The sequence below is a fragment of the Pontibaca methylaminivorans genome, assembly GCF_900156525.1.
Taxonomy (GTDB): Bacteria; Pseudomonadota; Alphaproteobacteria; order Rhodobacterales; family Rhodobacteraceae; genus Pontibaca; species Pontibaca methylaminivorans.
Map to the genome: position 1 here is coordinate 855,494 of NZ_FTPS01000001.1, position 13,478 is coordinate 868,971.

13 protein-coding genes, 1 tRNA gene and 2 pseudogenes are annotated in these 13,478 nt (G+C 65.4%); 6 read left to right on the forward strand and 10 right to left on the reverse strand.

Annotation, left to right across the window (positions count from 1 at the left end):
• Positions 1–3 precede the first annotated feature (3 nt).
• From trbK-alt to B0B01_RS04180, 3 genes and pseudogenes are all read left to right on the forward strand, one after another.
• Positions 4–292 (forward strand): annotated as a pseudogene (gene trbK-alt, locus B0B01_RS04170) (putative entry exclusion protein TrbK-alt).
• Between the two features lies 1 nt (position 293).
• A pseudogene (locus B0B01_RS04175) lies at positions 294–1,407 on the forward strand (type IV secretion system protein).
• 48 nt (positions 1,408–1,455) lie between these two features.
• The gene (locus B0B01_RS04180; RefSeq protein ID WP_083946034.1) at positions 1,456–2,223 is read left to right on the forward strand and encodes a recombinase zinc ribbon domain-containing protein; all 768 of its coding nucleotides are present in this window, start codon (positions 1,456–1,458) and stop codon (positions 2,221–2,223) included.
• Here the strand turns inward: B0B01_RS04180 and B0B01_RS04185 are convergent.
• From B0B01_RS04185 to iscR, 10 genes are all read right to left on the reverse strand, one after another.
• A tRNA-Arg gene (locus tag B0B01_RS04185) sits at positions 2,194–2,270 on the reverse strand. The two genes, B0B01_RS04180 and B0B01_RS04185, sit on opposite strands and share 30 nt — an antisense overlap.
• A gap of 137 nt (positions 2,271–2,407) precedes the next feature.
• Complete coding sequence (locus B0B01_RS04190; protein ID WP_076647817.1) at positions 2,408–3,628, reverse strand: cysteine desulfurase; 1,221 nt, start codon at positions 3,626–3,628, stop codon at positions 2,408–2,410.
• Positions 3,621–4,211 carry a YIP1 family protein gene (locus tag B0B01_RS04195; RefSeq protein WP_076647820.1) on the reverse strand — a complete coding sequence of 197 codons (591 nt, stop codon included), beginning with the start codon at positions 4,209–4,211 and terminating at the stop codon, positions 3,621–3,623. Before B0B01_RS04195 ends, B0B01_RS04190 begins: the two co-directional genes overlap by 8 nt.
• Positions 4,211–4,708 (reverse strand): YIP1 family protein, encoded by a 498-nt coding sequence (locus tag B0B01_RS04200; RefSeq protein WP_076647824.1) that lies wholly within the window; start codon positions 4,706–4,708, stop codon positions 4,211–4,213. The genes B0B01_RS04195 and B0B01_RS04200 overlap by 1 nt, the downstream gene beginning before the upstream one ends.
• Positions 4,709–5,989: a SufB/SufD family protein gene (locus B0B01_RS04205; RefSeq protein WP_076647828.1), complete on the reverse strand. Its 1,281-nt coding sequence runs from the start codon at positions 5,987–5,989 to the stop codon at positions 4,709–4,711.
• A gap of 1 nt (position 5,990) precedes the next feature.
• Positions 5,991–6,746 carry a Fe-S cluster assembly ATPase SufC gene (gene sufC / locus B0B01_RS04210; protein WP_076647832.1) on the reverse strand — a complete coding sequence of 252 codons (756 nt, stop codon included), beginning with the start codon at positions 6,744–6,746 and terminating at the stop codon, positions 5,991–5,993.
• An 82-nt stretch (positions 6,747–6,828) separates the two neighbouring features.
• Positions 6,829–7,113 (reverse strand): hypothetical protein, encoded by a 285-nt coding sequence (locus B0B01_RS04215; RefSeq protein ID WP_076647835.1) that lies wholly within the window; start codon positions 7,111–7,113, stop codon positions 6,829–6,831.
• A complete protein-coding gene (sufB, locus tag B0B01_RS04220; protein WP_076647839.1) occupies positions 7,106–8,632 on the reverse strand; it encodes a Fe-S cluster assembly protein SufB in 1,527 nt (508 codons plus the stop codon). The genes B0B01_RS04215 and sufB overlap by 8 nt, the downstream gene beginning before the upstream one ends.
• Before the next feature lie 32 nt (positions 8,633–8,664).
• Positions 8,665–9,708, reverse strand: coding sequence for a cysteine desulfurase family protein (locus B0B01_RS04225; protein ID WP_076647842.1), 1,044 nt, complete (start codon positions 9,706–9,708; stop codon positions 8,665–8,667).
• A 117-nt stretch (positions 9,709–9,825) separates the two neighbouring features.
• On the reverse strand, positions 9,826–10,287 hold the full coding sequence (gene iscR, locus B0B01_RS04230; protein WP_076647845.1) for a Fe-S cluster assembly transcriptional regulator IscR: 462 nt from the start codon (positions 10,285–10,287) through the stop codon (positions 9,826–9,828).
• Positions 10,288–10,477: 190 nt separating this feature from the next.
• Here iscR and B0B01_RS04235 point away from each other — a divergent pair, with 190 nt between their 5' ends.
• The 3 genes from B0B01_RS04235 to B0B01_RS04245 all read left to right on the forward strand — a co-directional run bounded on the left by B0B01_RS04235 (position 10,478) and on the right by B0B01_RS04245 (position 13,320).
• Positions 10,478–11,131 (forward strand): alpha/beta hydrolase, encoded by a 654-nt coding sequence (locus B0B01_RS04235; protein ID WP_076647848.1) that lies wholly within the window; start codon positions 10,478–10,480, stop codon positions 11,129–11,131.
• Between the two features lie 129 nt (positions 11,132–11,260).
• Positions 11,261–12,487 (forward strand): NADP-dependent isocitrate dehydrogenase, encoded by a 1,227-nt coding sequence (locus B0B01_RS04240; protein WP_076647851.1) that lies wholly within the window; start codon positions 11,261–11,263, stop codon positions 12,485–12,487.
• Between the two features lie 218 nt (positions 12,488–12,705).
• On the forward strand, positions 12,706–13,320 hold the full coding sequence (locus B0B01_RS04245; protein WP_076647854.1) for an outer membrane protein: 615 nt from the start codon (positions 12,706–12,708) through the stop codon (positions 13,318–13,320).
• The last annotated feature ends 158 nt before the right edge of the window (positions 13,321–13,478 follow it).

Consider the following 13,478-nt stretch of genomic DNA (forward strand, 5'->3'; position numbering starts at 1 on the left):
GCCATGGACGGCAAGATGCTGGCCCGCCTCGGGGCCGTGGTGTTCGTCGCCATTGCCGTCACGGCGACCGCAATCGACATGGCGCGGAAGGACGAACCTTCCGCGCCGCCCCCGGCGTCGGTCTTCCAGTCCCCGGCCGATCCCCTGCGCGCAACCCTGCGCCGCTGCCAGCAGCTCGGCGAGGCAGCCGCCAGCGATGCCGGCTGCCTCGCCGCCTGGGCTGAATCCCGCGAACGCTTCCTCGGCCGTGACAGCAGCGCCCGCCACACCGCAATCCAGCGAAGGGCGCTGAGATGGGGAACACCGGCGTCATCGACAGTTTCCTTGGGGTCTTCACCTCCTACATCGACTCGGGGTTCGGCCTGCTCGGCGGCGAAGTCGCCTTCATTGCCACCACGTTGATCGTCATCGACGTGACGCTCGCCGCGCTGTTCTGGGCCTGGGGCGCGGATGACGATATTATCGCCCGGCTGGTGAAAAAGACCCTGTTCGTGGGCGTCTTCGCCTACATCATCGGCAACTGGAACAACCTCGCCCGGATCGTCTTCGAGAGCTTCGCCGGCCTCGGCCTCATGGCGTCGGGCACCGGCCTTCATGGCCGAAAAGGTGCTTGGCAACGTGGTGTCTTCCGGCATCAAGGTTCTGGTGCTCGCCGTCATCATCGGCATCGGCTCGACGCTGTTCTCACAGTTCACGGCCGGGTTCGGCGGGGCAACCCCGACCATCGACGACGCCATGGCGATTGTGCTCGCCGCGCTGTCGCTGCTCGGCCTCGGCATCTTCGGCCCCGGCATAGCAAACGGCATCGTTTCGGGCGGCCCGCAGCTCGGCGCGGGTGCTGCCGTGGGAACCGGCCTCGCTGCGGGCGGCATGGTGCTTGCGGGCGGTGCGGCGGCTGGCGGTGGGGCCATGCTTGCCGCGAAGGGCGGCGCTGCTGCCCTGCCCGGTGGAGCCGCGGCCGTTCGGGGAGGCGCGACCGCCGCGGGCGCGGCGACCGCTGCCTATAGCCTCGGCTCGCTCGGCCAGACCGGGGCGGCGGGCGTTGCCTCCGGCCTCGGCGGCGTCGCCCGAGCGGCAGGCTCGGCCGCCGTCTCGCCGCTCAAACGTGCAGCCTCCAGCGCAACATCCCAAGCAAGCGAAAGCATCAAATCCAGCTTTTCCGCTGGCGCAAAGGCCGGCTTCGGCGCGTCGGGTGGCTGCTCGACCATGGGCACGGTCGGCGGCGCAAGCGCCGATCCCGCAGCCGCGCCGTCCAGCCCGGCCGGCAGCCCTCCGGCTTGGGCGCAGCGAATGCAGCGCCGGCAGGCCATGAACCACGGCACCACCATGACCGCACATGCCGTCCGCTCCGGCGACAGCCACGGCTCCGGTTCCTCCGTCAACCTTTCCGAAAGTGACCGCTCATGAGCATCTTCAAACGACCAGCAACCCATTACGGCAAGACGCCGGAATCCGATGATGACGCCCGCGCGTGTCTCCAGCGGCCCGACCCTGCTGACCGGCATTTGCTTCTGCGCCAAATGCGGGGGCGCGATGACGCTTCGCACCGGCCGAGGTAGCGCAGGGCAGACATACCGCTATTACACCTGCTCGACCAAAGCGCGGCAGGGCAAGACTGGTTGCAAGGGCCGCACGATCCCGATGGACAAGCTGGACCATCTGGTCGCCGATCATATCGGGGAACGTCTGCTCCAGCCCAAGCGGCTGGAAACCGTGCTCGCCAGCGTCATCGACCGGCGGCAGGAGCGCACCGAACGTCGCCGAGAGCATCTTGCCGAGCTTCAAAGGCGAATCGCGGAAGCCGACCAACGGCTCGGCCGTCTCTTTGACGCCATCGAAGCCGGCATGGTGGACAAGGACGATGCGATGGCGAAGGAACGCATGGCGAGCCTCAAGGCGTTGCGGGATCAAGCCGCCGCCGAGGCGGAGCGCACGCAGCTCGCCCTCGACAGTTCAGGCAATCAGGGCGTCAGCCCCGACATGCTCAAGGGGTTCGCCCGCAAGGCTCGTGAGCGGATACGCCTCGACGGTGGAGGCTACCGCCGCGACCACCTGCGCGCGCTGGCGCAGCGCGTCGAGGTCGCGGATGACGAGGTTCGCATCATGGGATCGAAGTCGGAGTTGCTGCGAACGCTGGTTGCCGCTTCAAGCGGGAAACCGGCGGCGTTCGGCGTTCAGAGTTCTGTTCTGAAATGGCGCACCCGACAGGATTCGAACCTGTGACCTTCGGCTTCGGAGGCCGACACTCTATCCAGCTGAGCTACGGGTGCCCGGCCCGCGCGACGGGTCGCGGGGCATGAACGCGTCGTCCGGCCTGCCGGCCCTGCGTCGGGGCCGGATGGTCGTGGCAACGGTCATGGGGGCGGGGTATAGCCGCAAGCTGGGGGCGGTGCAATCGTCAATGCGCTCAGCCCAGCAGATCATTGGCCAGTTCGAGCGCATCGACCAGCGCATCGACCTCCTCGCGCGTATTGTAAAGCCCGAAGGAGGCGCGGCAGGTCGCGTTCAGCCCGAGGAAGGCCATCAGCGGCTCGGCACAGTGATGCCCGGCACGCACGGCAACGCCCTTCTTGTCGAGGATCGTCGAAATGTCATGGGCATGGGCGGCGCCGTTCAGGGTAAAGGAAAAGATCGCCGCCTTGTCGGGCGTCGTTCCCTGCTGGTTGAGCCAGTTCAGCCCGTCCAGGCGCTCGCGGGCATAGTCACGCAGGCCGCCTTCGTGCGCGGCGATATTGTGCATGCCCAGATCCATCAGATATTCGAGCGCCGCGCCAAGCCCGATGATCTGCACGATTCCCGGGGTCCCGGCTTCGAACTTTAGCGGTGGATCGGCATAGGTCACGCGCTCTTTCGTGACTTCGCGGATCATGTCGCCGCCGCCGATGAAGGGGCGCATCTCGGCCATGCGTTCCGATTTCACATAGATCGCGCCCGACCCCGACGGGCCATAAAGCTTGTGCCCGGTGATGGCGTAGAAATCGCAGCCGATGTCGGCCACGTCGACCGGCAGGTGAACCGCGCCCTGACTGCCGTCGACCAGCACCGGCACGCCCGTTGCATGGGCGCCTTCGGTGATCGCCTTCACGTCGACGACGGTGCCGAGCACGTTCGAACAATGGGTCACCGCAACCAGTTTCGTGCGCGGCCCGATGGCGTCGATCACCTTTTCCGGGTCGAGCGCCCCGGTCGCATCCGCATCCACCCATTTCAGCACCACGCCCTGACGTTCGCGCAGGAAATGCCAGGGCACGATATTGGCGTGGTGTTCCATCACCGACAGCACGATCTCGTCGCCCGCCTGCATGCGCGGCATGGCCCAGCCATAGGCGATCATGTTGATCCCCTCGGTCGAGCCCGAATTCATGACGATCTCGTGTTCGTCCGGGGCCTTCAGGAACCGCGCGATGGTGCCGCGCACGGCTTCGTATTTCTCGGTCGCGATGTTGGAAAGGTGATGCAGCCCGCGATGGACGTTGGAATATTCCTCGGCATAGCCGCGCAACACGGCGTCGATGACCGCCTGCGGCTTCTGGGCCGAGGCCCCGTTGTCGAGATAGACCAGCGGCCTGCCGTTGATCTCGCGCGACAGGATCGGGAAATCGGAACGGATCTTGTCGATGTCATACATGAACCGGGGCCTCCAGAATCGAGCTGCCAACCACGCTGAGAAGCAGGGACACCGCCAGAAGGCCGACGAGGGCCGACACGATCAGCACTCCGGCCGCCCGCAGCAGCGAGCCGAATCCATGGGCCTGGTTGATGAAATGCAGCATGATGAAGATGCCGTAGAACAGCGCGGCAAAGACCACCAGCGCCGAAAGCGGCGGAACCGCCAGCGCCAGCACCAGCGCCAGCACCTGCACCCCGAGGCGGAGCGCCTGAAGCCAGACCACGAGCACGAGAATATCCTCGAGCGTGCCCGTTCCCCCGATCATCCGCCCGGCGCGATGCACCGCCACCACGCTCAGCACCAGCGTAACGGTGACGATCAGCAGGAAAAAGAACGGTGACGGCAGCATTGCCGCGAATTCCGGCGGCGGCGGCAACAGCACCCCCGACAGGGCAAACAGGAAGGCATTCAGCACCGCGACGAGGAACAGCGCCGTCCACAGCACCATTGGCGCAAGGCGCAGCCCGATCAATGCCTTCGCCGCCTCGGCCGGGCGGGCGAGCGTCTGCAGGATCAGCATGTTCCAGTTGATCGCGATCATCACGCCGCCCCTTTGTCAGTCCGCCGTTCCGCCTCGACCAGCGACGAAATCCAGAACCACGCAAACACCAGCCACCAGAGAATGCCAACCCCCGAAAGCGCGGGGCCGGGGCCGATGAACCCCGCCACCAGCCCGTGCAGCAGCAGCAGCGGCGTCGAGGCGAGCAGCGACCAGAACAGCGCGAGCCGCGCTCCGAACCAGCTTCCCCTGCCGCCGATGACGCGTGCCACCACATGCGAGAGCGCCGCCACGCCGTAAAGCGCAAGCGGGGCGATGAACACGAGCCCGAGCAGCGCGCTGCCCATCAGCATGTTCAGATCCTCGCCGCCAAGATGGGCCTCGCGGGCAAGACGCGGCATCTGCGCGACAAAGACCAGGACGCAGGCGCCCATGAGAAAGACGAGCGCGCGATCCTCGCGCTCGCCCATCGCAAGCAGCCGCCCCATCACGCGGCGCGGCGCGCCGTAAGTGGCGACAATATCGCGCGTGACCGCCATTCAGCGGCGCCGGTCGAGCCAACCTTCGAGACACGTGACCACGTCCTCGGAGAGACGCTCGTCCTCGATCTCGTCGACCGCCTCGCCCAGGAAGGCCAGCGTCAGAAGATCGACCGCCCGCGCCTCGGGCACCCCGCGCGACCGCAGGTAGAACAGCCCCACCTCGTCGATGGCGCCGCTCGTGCAGCCGTGGGAACAGGCCACGTCATCGGCGTGGATCTCGAGCTCCGGCTTGGCCAGGAACTGGCTGTCGTGATCCAGCATCAGCGACTGGCTGAGCTGATAGGCGTCGGTCTTCTGCGCATCGGGCCGCACCAGGATCTTGCCCTGGAAGACGCCCACGGCACCGTTGCGCAGCACCTTCTTGAACACCTGGCGGCTTTCGCAATGGGGCGCGCTATGGGTGATGAACACCGTGTCGTCGTGGTGAAAATCGCCATCACCCACACAGGCCCCGGCGATATGGGTCAGCGCATCGCGTCCGGTCAGTTCCACCACCGTCTCGTTGCGGATCAGATGCCCGTTCAGCGTCATGGTGAAGGACTTGAAGACCGATCCCGTGCCCAGTTGCGCAAAGACATGGGTGGCGGCGCTGCGGTCGTGATCGCGCCCCTGCGCGCGCACATGGTGCAGTTTGCCCCCGTCGGCGATGTCGATCTCGGTGCAGGAACTGAACCGCGCCCCGCCGGCCCCGTTTTCGAGCACGGTCACCTCGGCCCCGGCATCCACCCGCACGATATGATGCAGCATCGGGTCGGAGCTTTCGGATTCATGGCGATAGATGATTCCGATCGGCTTTGACGGGGTCGCCATCACATGGATCAGGGCACCGTCGGTTGCAAAAGCGGTGTTCAGCGCCGCGAGCGGACGGGCGACGGGGCTCTGACCGCGCTCTTCGAGCGTGCCGTAAATGTCCCGTGCCCAGTGAATATCCGCTGCGGCGGTCTCGGCCAGGCGTTCGATCCGCACGCCCTCAAGCGCAAGGTCATCCGAAGCCTCGGCATCGAACACCCCGTCCACGAAGACGATGCGAAGCTGGTCGATCTCCTCGAAGGGCATGGCGTCGGCGCCGGCAAATGCGGCCGCCGCGGGCGGCGTCGGCTGCACCAACTGTTCGGGCCGCGTGAAGCGCCAGTATTCGTCGCGCCGCCAGGGCATCCCCATCCGCTGCACCCGCTCGAGCGCGGCCCGCCGTGCAGGCGCGCTCCAGCCGCCTTCGGGTAAGGTGAGCGCGGCAAGCCGCGCGTCGGTCGCGTTCTGCTTGATCTCGGGAAGTGCCATGTCACGCCACCTCGGCCAGGATATCGGCGTAACCGTTGTTCTCGACCTCGATCGCGAGTTCCGGCCCGCCCGATTTCACGATCCGCCCGTCGGCCATGATATGCACCACGTCGGGCTGGATGTGATTGAGCAGCCGCTGATAATGGGTGATCAGAAGAAAGCCGCGCTCGGGGCTGCGCAGGCTGTTCACGCCATCCGCAACCAGCTTCATCGCGTCCACATCAAGCCCCGAATCGGTCTCGTCGAGGATGCACATGCGCGGCGCGAGCATGGCCATCTGCAGGATTTCGTTGCGCTTTTTCTCGCCTCCCGAAAATCCGACATTGACCGGGCGCTTGAGCATCTCGGCGTCGATCTTCAGATCCTTCGCATGTTCGCGCACCAGCTTGAGGAAATCGGCCGAACTGAGCTCCGCCTCGCCGCGTGCCTTGCGCTGTGCATTCAGCGCGGTGCGCAGGAATGTCATGTTGCCGACGCCCGGGATTTCGACCGGATACTGGAAGGCAAGGAACAGCCCCGCCGCGGCGCGGTCCTCGGGATCGAGGTCCAGAAGATCGGTCCCGTCGAGCGTCGCGCTGCCCGACATCACCTCGTAACCCGGCCGCCCCGAAAGCACATAGGCGAGCGTCGATTTACCGGACCCGTTCGGCCCCATGATCGCATGCACTTCGCCGGCCCCGACATCAAGGCTCAGCCCCTTGAGGATGGCCTTGTCCTGCTCGGCAAGCTCGACGTGCAAATCCCTGATTTCAAGCATAATCCCGTTCCTTCCTGCAACGCCAGAGGCGTCGTTTCCATTCATCCGCACATCCGTGCGCTCATCTATCTGCCCGCCGGAGTCAGCCTGCGGGCGGGTCTTCCGGCTCCGCCGCCCCGTCGCGCCCGGCGCTTTCCGCACCCGCTCGCACCGCGGCGGTGCGGCGCAGCTCCCGCGCCTCGACCAGCCACACCACCAGCGCCGCCACAAGCCGCCCCGCAAGCGCACCGAGCCCGATCCCGAGAATCGGCGAGGCATGGGCGCTCGCATTGACCCAGAAGATCCCGAGCAGCCCGCCGAGCCCGGTCAGCCCATAGACCGGCAGCGCCCGGCTCCAGCGAGACCGGTCCGCTGTCCCGTCAGCCAACCGACCCCTCCAGCGAGATCGCCACCAGTTGCTGCGCCTCCATGGCGAACTCCATCGGCAGGGCCTGAAGCACATCCTTGCAGAAGCCGTTCACCACCAGCGCCACCGCGTCTTCCTCGCTGACGCCCCGGGCGCGGCAATAGAACAGCTGGTCCTCGTCCACCTTCGAGGCGGTCGCCTCGTGCTCGATCCGGGCCGAGTTGTTCTTCGCCTCGATATAGGGCACCGCATGGGCACCGCATTTGTCGCCGATCAGCAGGCTGTCGCACTGGGTATAGTTGCGCGCATTCTCGGCCTTGGGATGAACCGACACCAGCCCGCGATAGGTGTTCTGCGACTGTCCGGCGCTGATCCCCTTCGAGACGATGCGCGAGCGGGTGTTCTTGCCAAGATGCTGCATCTTGGTGCCGGTATCCGCCTGCTGCCTGTTGTTGGTGATCGCCACCGAATAGAATTCGCCCTGGCTGCCGTCACCGCGCAGGATGCAGGAGGGGTATTTCCAGGTGATCGCCGATCCGGTCTCGACCTGCGTCCACATCATCTTGGCCCGGTCGCCCCGGCAGTCGGCGCGCTTGGTGACGAAGTTGTAGATCCCGCCCCGGCCCTCTTCGTCGCCCGGATACCAGTTCTGGACCGTGGAATATTTCACCTCGGCGTCTTCCTCGACGATGATCTCGACCACCGCCGCATGCAGCTGCGCCGTGTCGCGTTTGGGCGCGGTGCAGCCCTCCAGATAGCTGACGTAAGAGCCCTTGTCGGCGATGATCAGCGTGCGCTCGAACTGTCCGGTGTTTTCCGCGTTGATGCGGAAATAGGTCGAAAGCTCCATCGGGCAGCGCACGCCCGGCGGCACATAGACGAAGGATCCGTCCGTGAACACGGCCGAGTTCAGCGTCGCATAATAGTTGTCCGACATCGGCACCACAGATCCGAGGTATTTCTTCACCAGTTCCGGGTGCTCGCGGATCGCCTCGCTGATCGGGCAGAAGATCACGCCCGCCTTTTTCAGGTCTTCCTGAAAGGTGGTGCCGATCGACACGCTGTCGAAAACCGCGTCCACCGCGACCCGGCGCCCGTCGGCCGGCACCGCCTCGGCCCCCTCGACCCCGGCCAGAATCTTCTGTTCCTCGAGCGGAATGCCGAGCTTGGCATAGGTCGCCAGCAGCTTGGGATCGACCTCGTCGAGCGACTTCGGCTTGACCATCATGCTCTTGGGACGGGCATAGTAATACTGATCCTGAAAGTCGATCTCGGGATAGTTCAGCATCGCCCAGGCCGGCTCTTCCTTGGTGAGCCAGCGCTCATAAGCCTTGAGCCGCCACTCGGTCATCCACTCCGGCTCGTCGTTCTTCTCGCTGATCAGGCGCACGATATCGGCATTCAGGCCCTTGGGCGCGAATTCCATCTCGATCTCGGTTTCCCAGCCGTGCTTGTAGGTGCCGGCATAGTCCTGGACCGCCTTCACCGTGTCCTGATCGACGCCTTCCTTGACCTGAATATCCTGGTCCAGTGCGGTCATTTGATCCTCCTTGCAATCGCGCCCTGCGGCGCCTACGCCACCCGGGCGCGGTATCTGCTTTCACACGCCAGCCAGCTTTCGGCAAAGCGCATCACGTCATCTTCATCCGTATCGAGCCCGAGCGAGATTCGCAGCGCGCTGCGCGCCACGTCCTCCCCGAGCCCCATCGCCCGCAGCACGGCGCTCTCGCGCACCTTGCCGCTCGAACAGGCCGAGCCGGCGCTGACGGCAAAACCGGCAAGATCCATCTGCATCACCTGTGTCTCGGACTTCCAGCCCGGCCGGGCGACACAAAGCGTGTTCGGAAGCCGGCGCAAACCTTTCCCGATAGAAATAGTCAGCTTCGAGCCGCCGACAAGGGCCTCCTCCAGCCGATCGCGCAGGAAAGACACTCTGTCCCACCTGCCCGCCGCAAGATCCCGCGCCGCCGCCTCGGCCGCGGCCCCGAATCCCGCGATTCCGATCAGGTTCTCGGTCCCCGCACGGCGCCCCATCTCCTGCCCGCCGCCGCGCAGCCGTGCCGCCGGATCGCTGCCGCGCCGCATCACCAGCGCCCCCACGCCCTTGGGCCCGCCGAGCTTGTGTGCGGAGACCAGCATCATCCCGGCCCCCGCCCAGTTGAAGGCAAAGGGCAGCTTGCCGAACGCCTGCGTCGCATCGCAGACCGCCAGCCCCTCCGGCAGTTCCTGGATGATGCCGGTCTCCGAATTCGCAAGCTGCAGCACCGAACGCGCCGGATCCCCGATCCGCACCCGGCCCTGCGCATCCACAGCAAGCGTCGTGTCGACCCAGGCGGCCACCGCCGGATGTTCGATCATCGCACCCGAAAGCCCGCGCCCCGCACAGGCAAGCGCCGCCGCCTCGGTAGCGCCGGAAGTAAACACCACATCCGCCCCGTCCGCGCCAAGCGCCGCCGCCACCTGGGCACGGGCCCGCTCGATCAGCCCCCGCGCCGCCCGTCCCTCGGCATGGACCGACGAGGGATTGCCGACCACATCCATCGCCGCGATCATCGCCGCGCGCGCCTCGGCCCGCAGCGGGGTGGTGGCATTGTGATCGAGATAGACCCGTCCCATCACATACCCTTTCCCGGGCCCTGTCCCCGGTCATTCTTCTGGCGAGAAATATCCCGGGGGGACTCGCCGCAGGCGAGGGGGGGCAGCGCCCCCCTTGTGGTCCTCCTGCCGCCCCGCTCACTCATCGTCCACCACCGCGAACAGGTGCGGCACCGCCGGACAGGGCGCCAATTGGTTGCCCACCACGTCGGACAGGCGCGCCTGGTGCAGGTAGACATAGACATGGGCGCTCAGCCCTTCCCACAGACGGTTGGTCAGCGACTGCGCCCGGCTCCCCGAGGAGCCCCCCGAGACGCCCGCGCCACGGTGCATCGCATCCACGGTCTCGTCCACCGCGGTCAGCACCTCGACCACGCGGATCTCGGTCGAGGGCCGCGCCAGGCGATAGCCCCCGCCGGGGCCGCGCACCGATGTCACGAGGTCAGCCCGGCGCAGCTTGACGAACAGCTGCTCGAGATAGGGCAGCGACACATTCTGCCGCTGTGCGATCTCGCCAAGCGTCACGAGGCTCCCCTCCGGCTGCAGCGCAAGATCCGCGAGCGCGACCATGGCATAGCGCCCTTTCGTCGACAGTTTCATTGCACGCCTCCCGGCCGTCCCGCCCGCACGACGCGGTTCCCGGCGCAAATCATTGACGTTTTTCGCGCCAATCCCTATGTGCCAGATCAGCGCGGTCCCCCGCCACCACCCGTTTAGAAAGCTTCTAAGGTGTCTTACCGAACTCGTCAAGATTGTTCCGGCACACCGCTGCACAGGATTTGTCGCATCCATGCCCGAGGTCATTTTCCCCGGTCCCGAAGGTCGGCTCGAAGGCCGCTATCACCCGCAGAAGGAACGTAACGCCCCGATTGCCATCGTCCTGCATCCGCATCCGCAATTCGGCGGGACGATGAACAACAAGGTCGTCTACAACCTGCATTACGCCTTTCACAACCTCGGCTTCACCGTGCTGCGGTTCAATTTCCGCGGCGTCGGGCGCAGCCAGGGCGAATACGATCAGGGCGTGGGCGAACTGTCCGATGCGGCCGCCGCGCTGGATTATCTCCAGTCCATGAACAACAGCTTCAAGCACTGCTGGGTCGCGGGGTTTTCCTTCGGCGCCTGGATCGGCATGCAGCTTCTGATGCGCCGCCCCGAGATCACCGGTTTCGTCAGCGTCTCGCCGCCGGCGAACATGTATGATTTCTCGTTCCTCGCCCCCTGCCCTTCCTCGGGCCTCATCATCAACGGCGACGCCGACCGGGTGGCGCCGCCCGCCGATACCCGCGCGCTCGTGACCAAGCTGCACGAGCAGAAGGGCATCACCATCACCCACGAGGAACGCGAGGGCGCCGACCACTTCTTCCAGGATCCGCATATGGAGCCGATGATCGCGACCGTGAGCGATTACGTGAAGCGCCGCCTGACCGAGACCACCCGTTAAGGCGATCCGCGCCGCGCCGGGATGCGCGCTTCCAAGCCCCGGCGAGACAGGCTAATGAACGCCACAGGCCAGGTTTCGGGCCAAATTTCGGGCCAGGTCTCGCAGCAGGACAGGAAAAGGGAGCGTCTCATGACAGCCGTGACATCAAGGATCAAGGTCGAGAATCCGGTCGTCGAACTCGACGGTGACGAGATGACGCGGATCATCTGGTCGTTCATCAAGCAGAAGCTGATTCTGCCCTATCTCGACGTCGATCTGAAATATTACGACCTCGGCATCGAATCCCGCGACGCGACCGATGACCAGATCACGGTGGACGCGGCCGAGGCGATCCGGGAACACGGCGTCGGCGTGAAATGCGCGACCATCACCCCCGACGAGGCACGGGTCGAGGAATTCGGCTTGAAGCGCATGTATCGCAGCCCGAACGGCACCATCCGCAACATTCTGGGCGGGGTGATCTTTCGCGAACCGATCATCTGCCGGAACGTGCCGCGCCTCGTGCCCGGCTGGACCCGGCCGATCGTCGTCGGGCGCCACGCCTTCGGCGACCAGTATCGCGCCACCGACTTCCGCTTTCCGGGCAAGGGCAGGTTGACCATCCGGTTCGTCGGCGAGGATGGCGAGACCATCGAACACGAGGTGTTCCAGTCGCCCGGCGCGGGCGTCGCGATGGCGATGTACAACCTTGACGACTCGATCCGCGATTTCGCGCGCGCCAGTTTCAACTACGGGCTCCAGCGCGGCTATCCGGTCTACCTGTCCACCAAGAACACGATCCTCAAGGCCTATGACGGCCGCTTCAAGGATCTGTTCCAGGAGGTGTTCGACGCGGAATTTTCCGATTCGTTCAAAAAAGCCGGGCTCACTTACGAACACCGGCTGATCGACGACATGGTGGCCAGCGCGCTCAAGTGGTCGGGCGGCTATGTCTGGGCCTGCAAGAACTATGACGGCGACGTGCAGTCCGACACCGTGGCGCAGGGATTCGGCAGCCTCGGCCTCATGACCAGCCAGTTGATGACGCCGGACGGGCGAATCGTCGAGGCCGAGGCCGCCCATGGCACCGTCACGCGCCATTACCGCCAGCACCAGCGCGGCGAAGAGACCTCGACCAACTCGATCGCCTCGATCTTTGCCTGGACCGGGGGCCTGCGCCACCGTGCCAAGCTCGATGAAAACGAGGCGCTGATGACCTTTGCCGCGACCCTTGAGCGGGTCGTGGTCGAAACGGTCGAGTCGGGCTTCATGACCAAGGATCTGGCGCTGCTGGTCGGCCCCGATCAGAAGTGGCTGACGACGATGGGTTTTCTGGAAAAGGTGGACGAAAACCTCGGCCGCGCGCTGGCCGGATAAGGCGCGGGCCTGCGCATCCGGTACGCCTCCGGGCCCGCGGGCCAGCGTCACAGGCCGCTTCCTGCCGATGTGTCGAAACGGCCACGACCCCCATGATTTGCGCGACCGCACGTTGCCGGAAAAATGAGGTCGCGCTATATCCGATTTCACGTCTTTCGATCGCAACAAAGGGCATGACAGCAGTGAACCAGAATGCCCGTCATAAATTGGAGCATAACATGAAGCATCTCCGCTATGCGGCCGCCATCCCGGCCCTTCTCCTCGCGGCGCCCGCTTTCGCCGGCAACCTCGAAGAGCCCGTTGTCGAGCCCATCATCGCGCAGCCCGTCCAGGTGCAGCCGATCTCCGACTGGACCGGCTTCTACCTCGGTGCCCAGGCCGGCTATGGCACCTCGGACATCGACAATGTCGATGTGGAACCCGATGGGGCTCTTGGCGGTGTCCATGCCGGTTACCTTTATGACCTCGGCCAGTGGGTCGTCGGCGGTGAGCTCGACTACGACTGGGCCAACATGAAGGAAAGCGTTGGTGGCGACGAAGCCAAGATCGACAATATCGCCCGCGCCAAGGCGCTGGTCGGTTATGACCTTGGCGACGGCCTGCTCTATGGTACCGTTGGTGCATTCCGCGCCGAGACCAGCGTATCCGGCGCTGTCTCCGCCGACGACACCGACAACGGCTGGCTGGCCGGCATCGGCTACAAGCACAAGTTCACCGAAAACTGGATCGGTGGTGTTGAAGCCCTCTACCACAGCGGCGTCGACTTCCTTGGCATCGACGGCCTCGACACCGATATCACCACGATCACCGCACGGATCTCCTACAAGTTCTGATCCTCGCAGATTGTGACACCAAAGAAACGCGGCGGCTCTGCCCGCCGCGTTTTTCTTTGCGGAACAGGGTTTTCAAAGGCGCGAATCCCCCTTCCGCCGGACGGCGCGTAACGATGTGACATGTTTGCAACCACCCTGTGCCCTTTATCCCCGTTCGG

Coding starts and splice junctions, on each gene's coding strand:
- B0B01_RS04200 (WP_076647824.1), bottom strand. CDS start 4,708: ATGGCGGTCACGCGCGATATTGTCGCCACTTACGGCGCGCCGCGCCGC.
- B0B01_RS04205 (WP_076647828.1), bottom strand. CDS start 5,989: ATGGCACTTCCCGAGATCAAGCAGAACGCGACCGACGCGCGGCTTGCC.
- B0B01_RS04240 (WP_076647851.1), top strand. CDS start 11,261: ATGACAGCCGTGACATCAAGGATCAAGGTCGAGAATCCGGTCGTCGAA.
- sufC (WP_076647832.1), bottom strand. CDS start 6,746: ATGCTTGAAATCAGGGATTTGCACGTCGAGCTTGCCGAGCAGGACAAG.
- B0B01_RS04225 (WP_076647842.1), bottom strand. CDS start 9,708: ATGGGACGGGTCTATCTCGATCACAATGCCACCACCCCGCTGCGGGCC.
- B0B01_RS04235 (WP_076647848.1), top strand. CDS start 10,478: ATGCCCGAGGTCATTTTCCCCGGTCCCGAAGGTCGGCTCGAAGGCCGC.
- sufB (WP_076647839.1), bottom strand. CDS start 8,632: ATGACCGCACTGGACCAGGATATTCAGGTCAAGGAAGGCGTCGATCAG.
- B0B01_RS04180 (WP_083946034.1), top strand. CDS start 1,456: ATGATGACGCCCGCGCGTGTCTCCAGCGGCCCGACCCTGCTGACCGGC.
- B0B01_RS04245 (WP_076647854.1), top strand. CDS start 12,706: ATGAAGCATCTCCGCTATGCGGCCGCCATCCCGGCCCTTCTCCTCGCG.
- B0B01_RS04190 (WP_076647817.1), bottom strand. CDS start 3,628: ATGTATGACATCGACAAGATCCGTTCCGATTTCCCGATCCTGTCGCGC.
- B0B01_RS04195 (WP_076647820.1), bottom strand. CDS start 4,211: ATGATCGCGATCAACTGGAACATGCTGATCCTGCAGACGCTCGCCCGC.
- iscR (WP_076647845.1), bottom strand. CDS start 10,287: ATGAAACTGTCGACGAAAGGGCGCTATGCCATGGTCGCGCTCGCGGAT.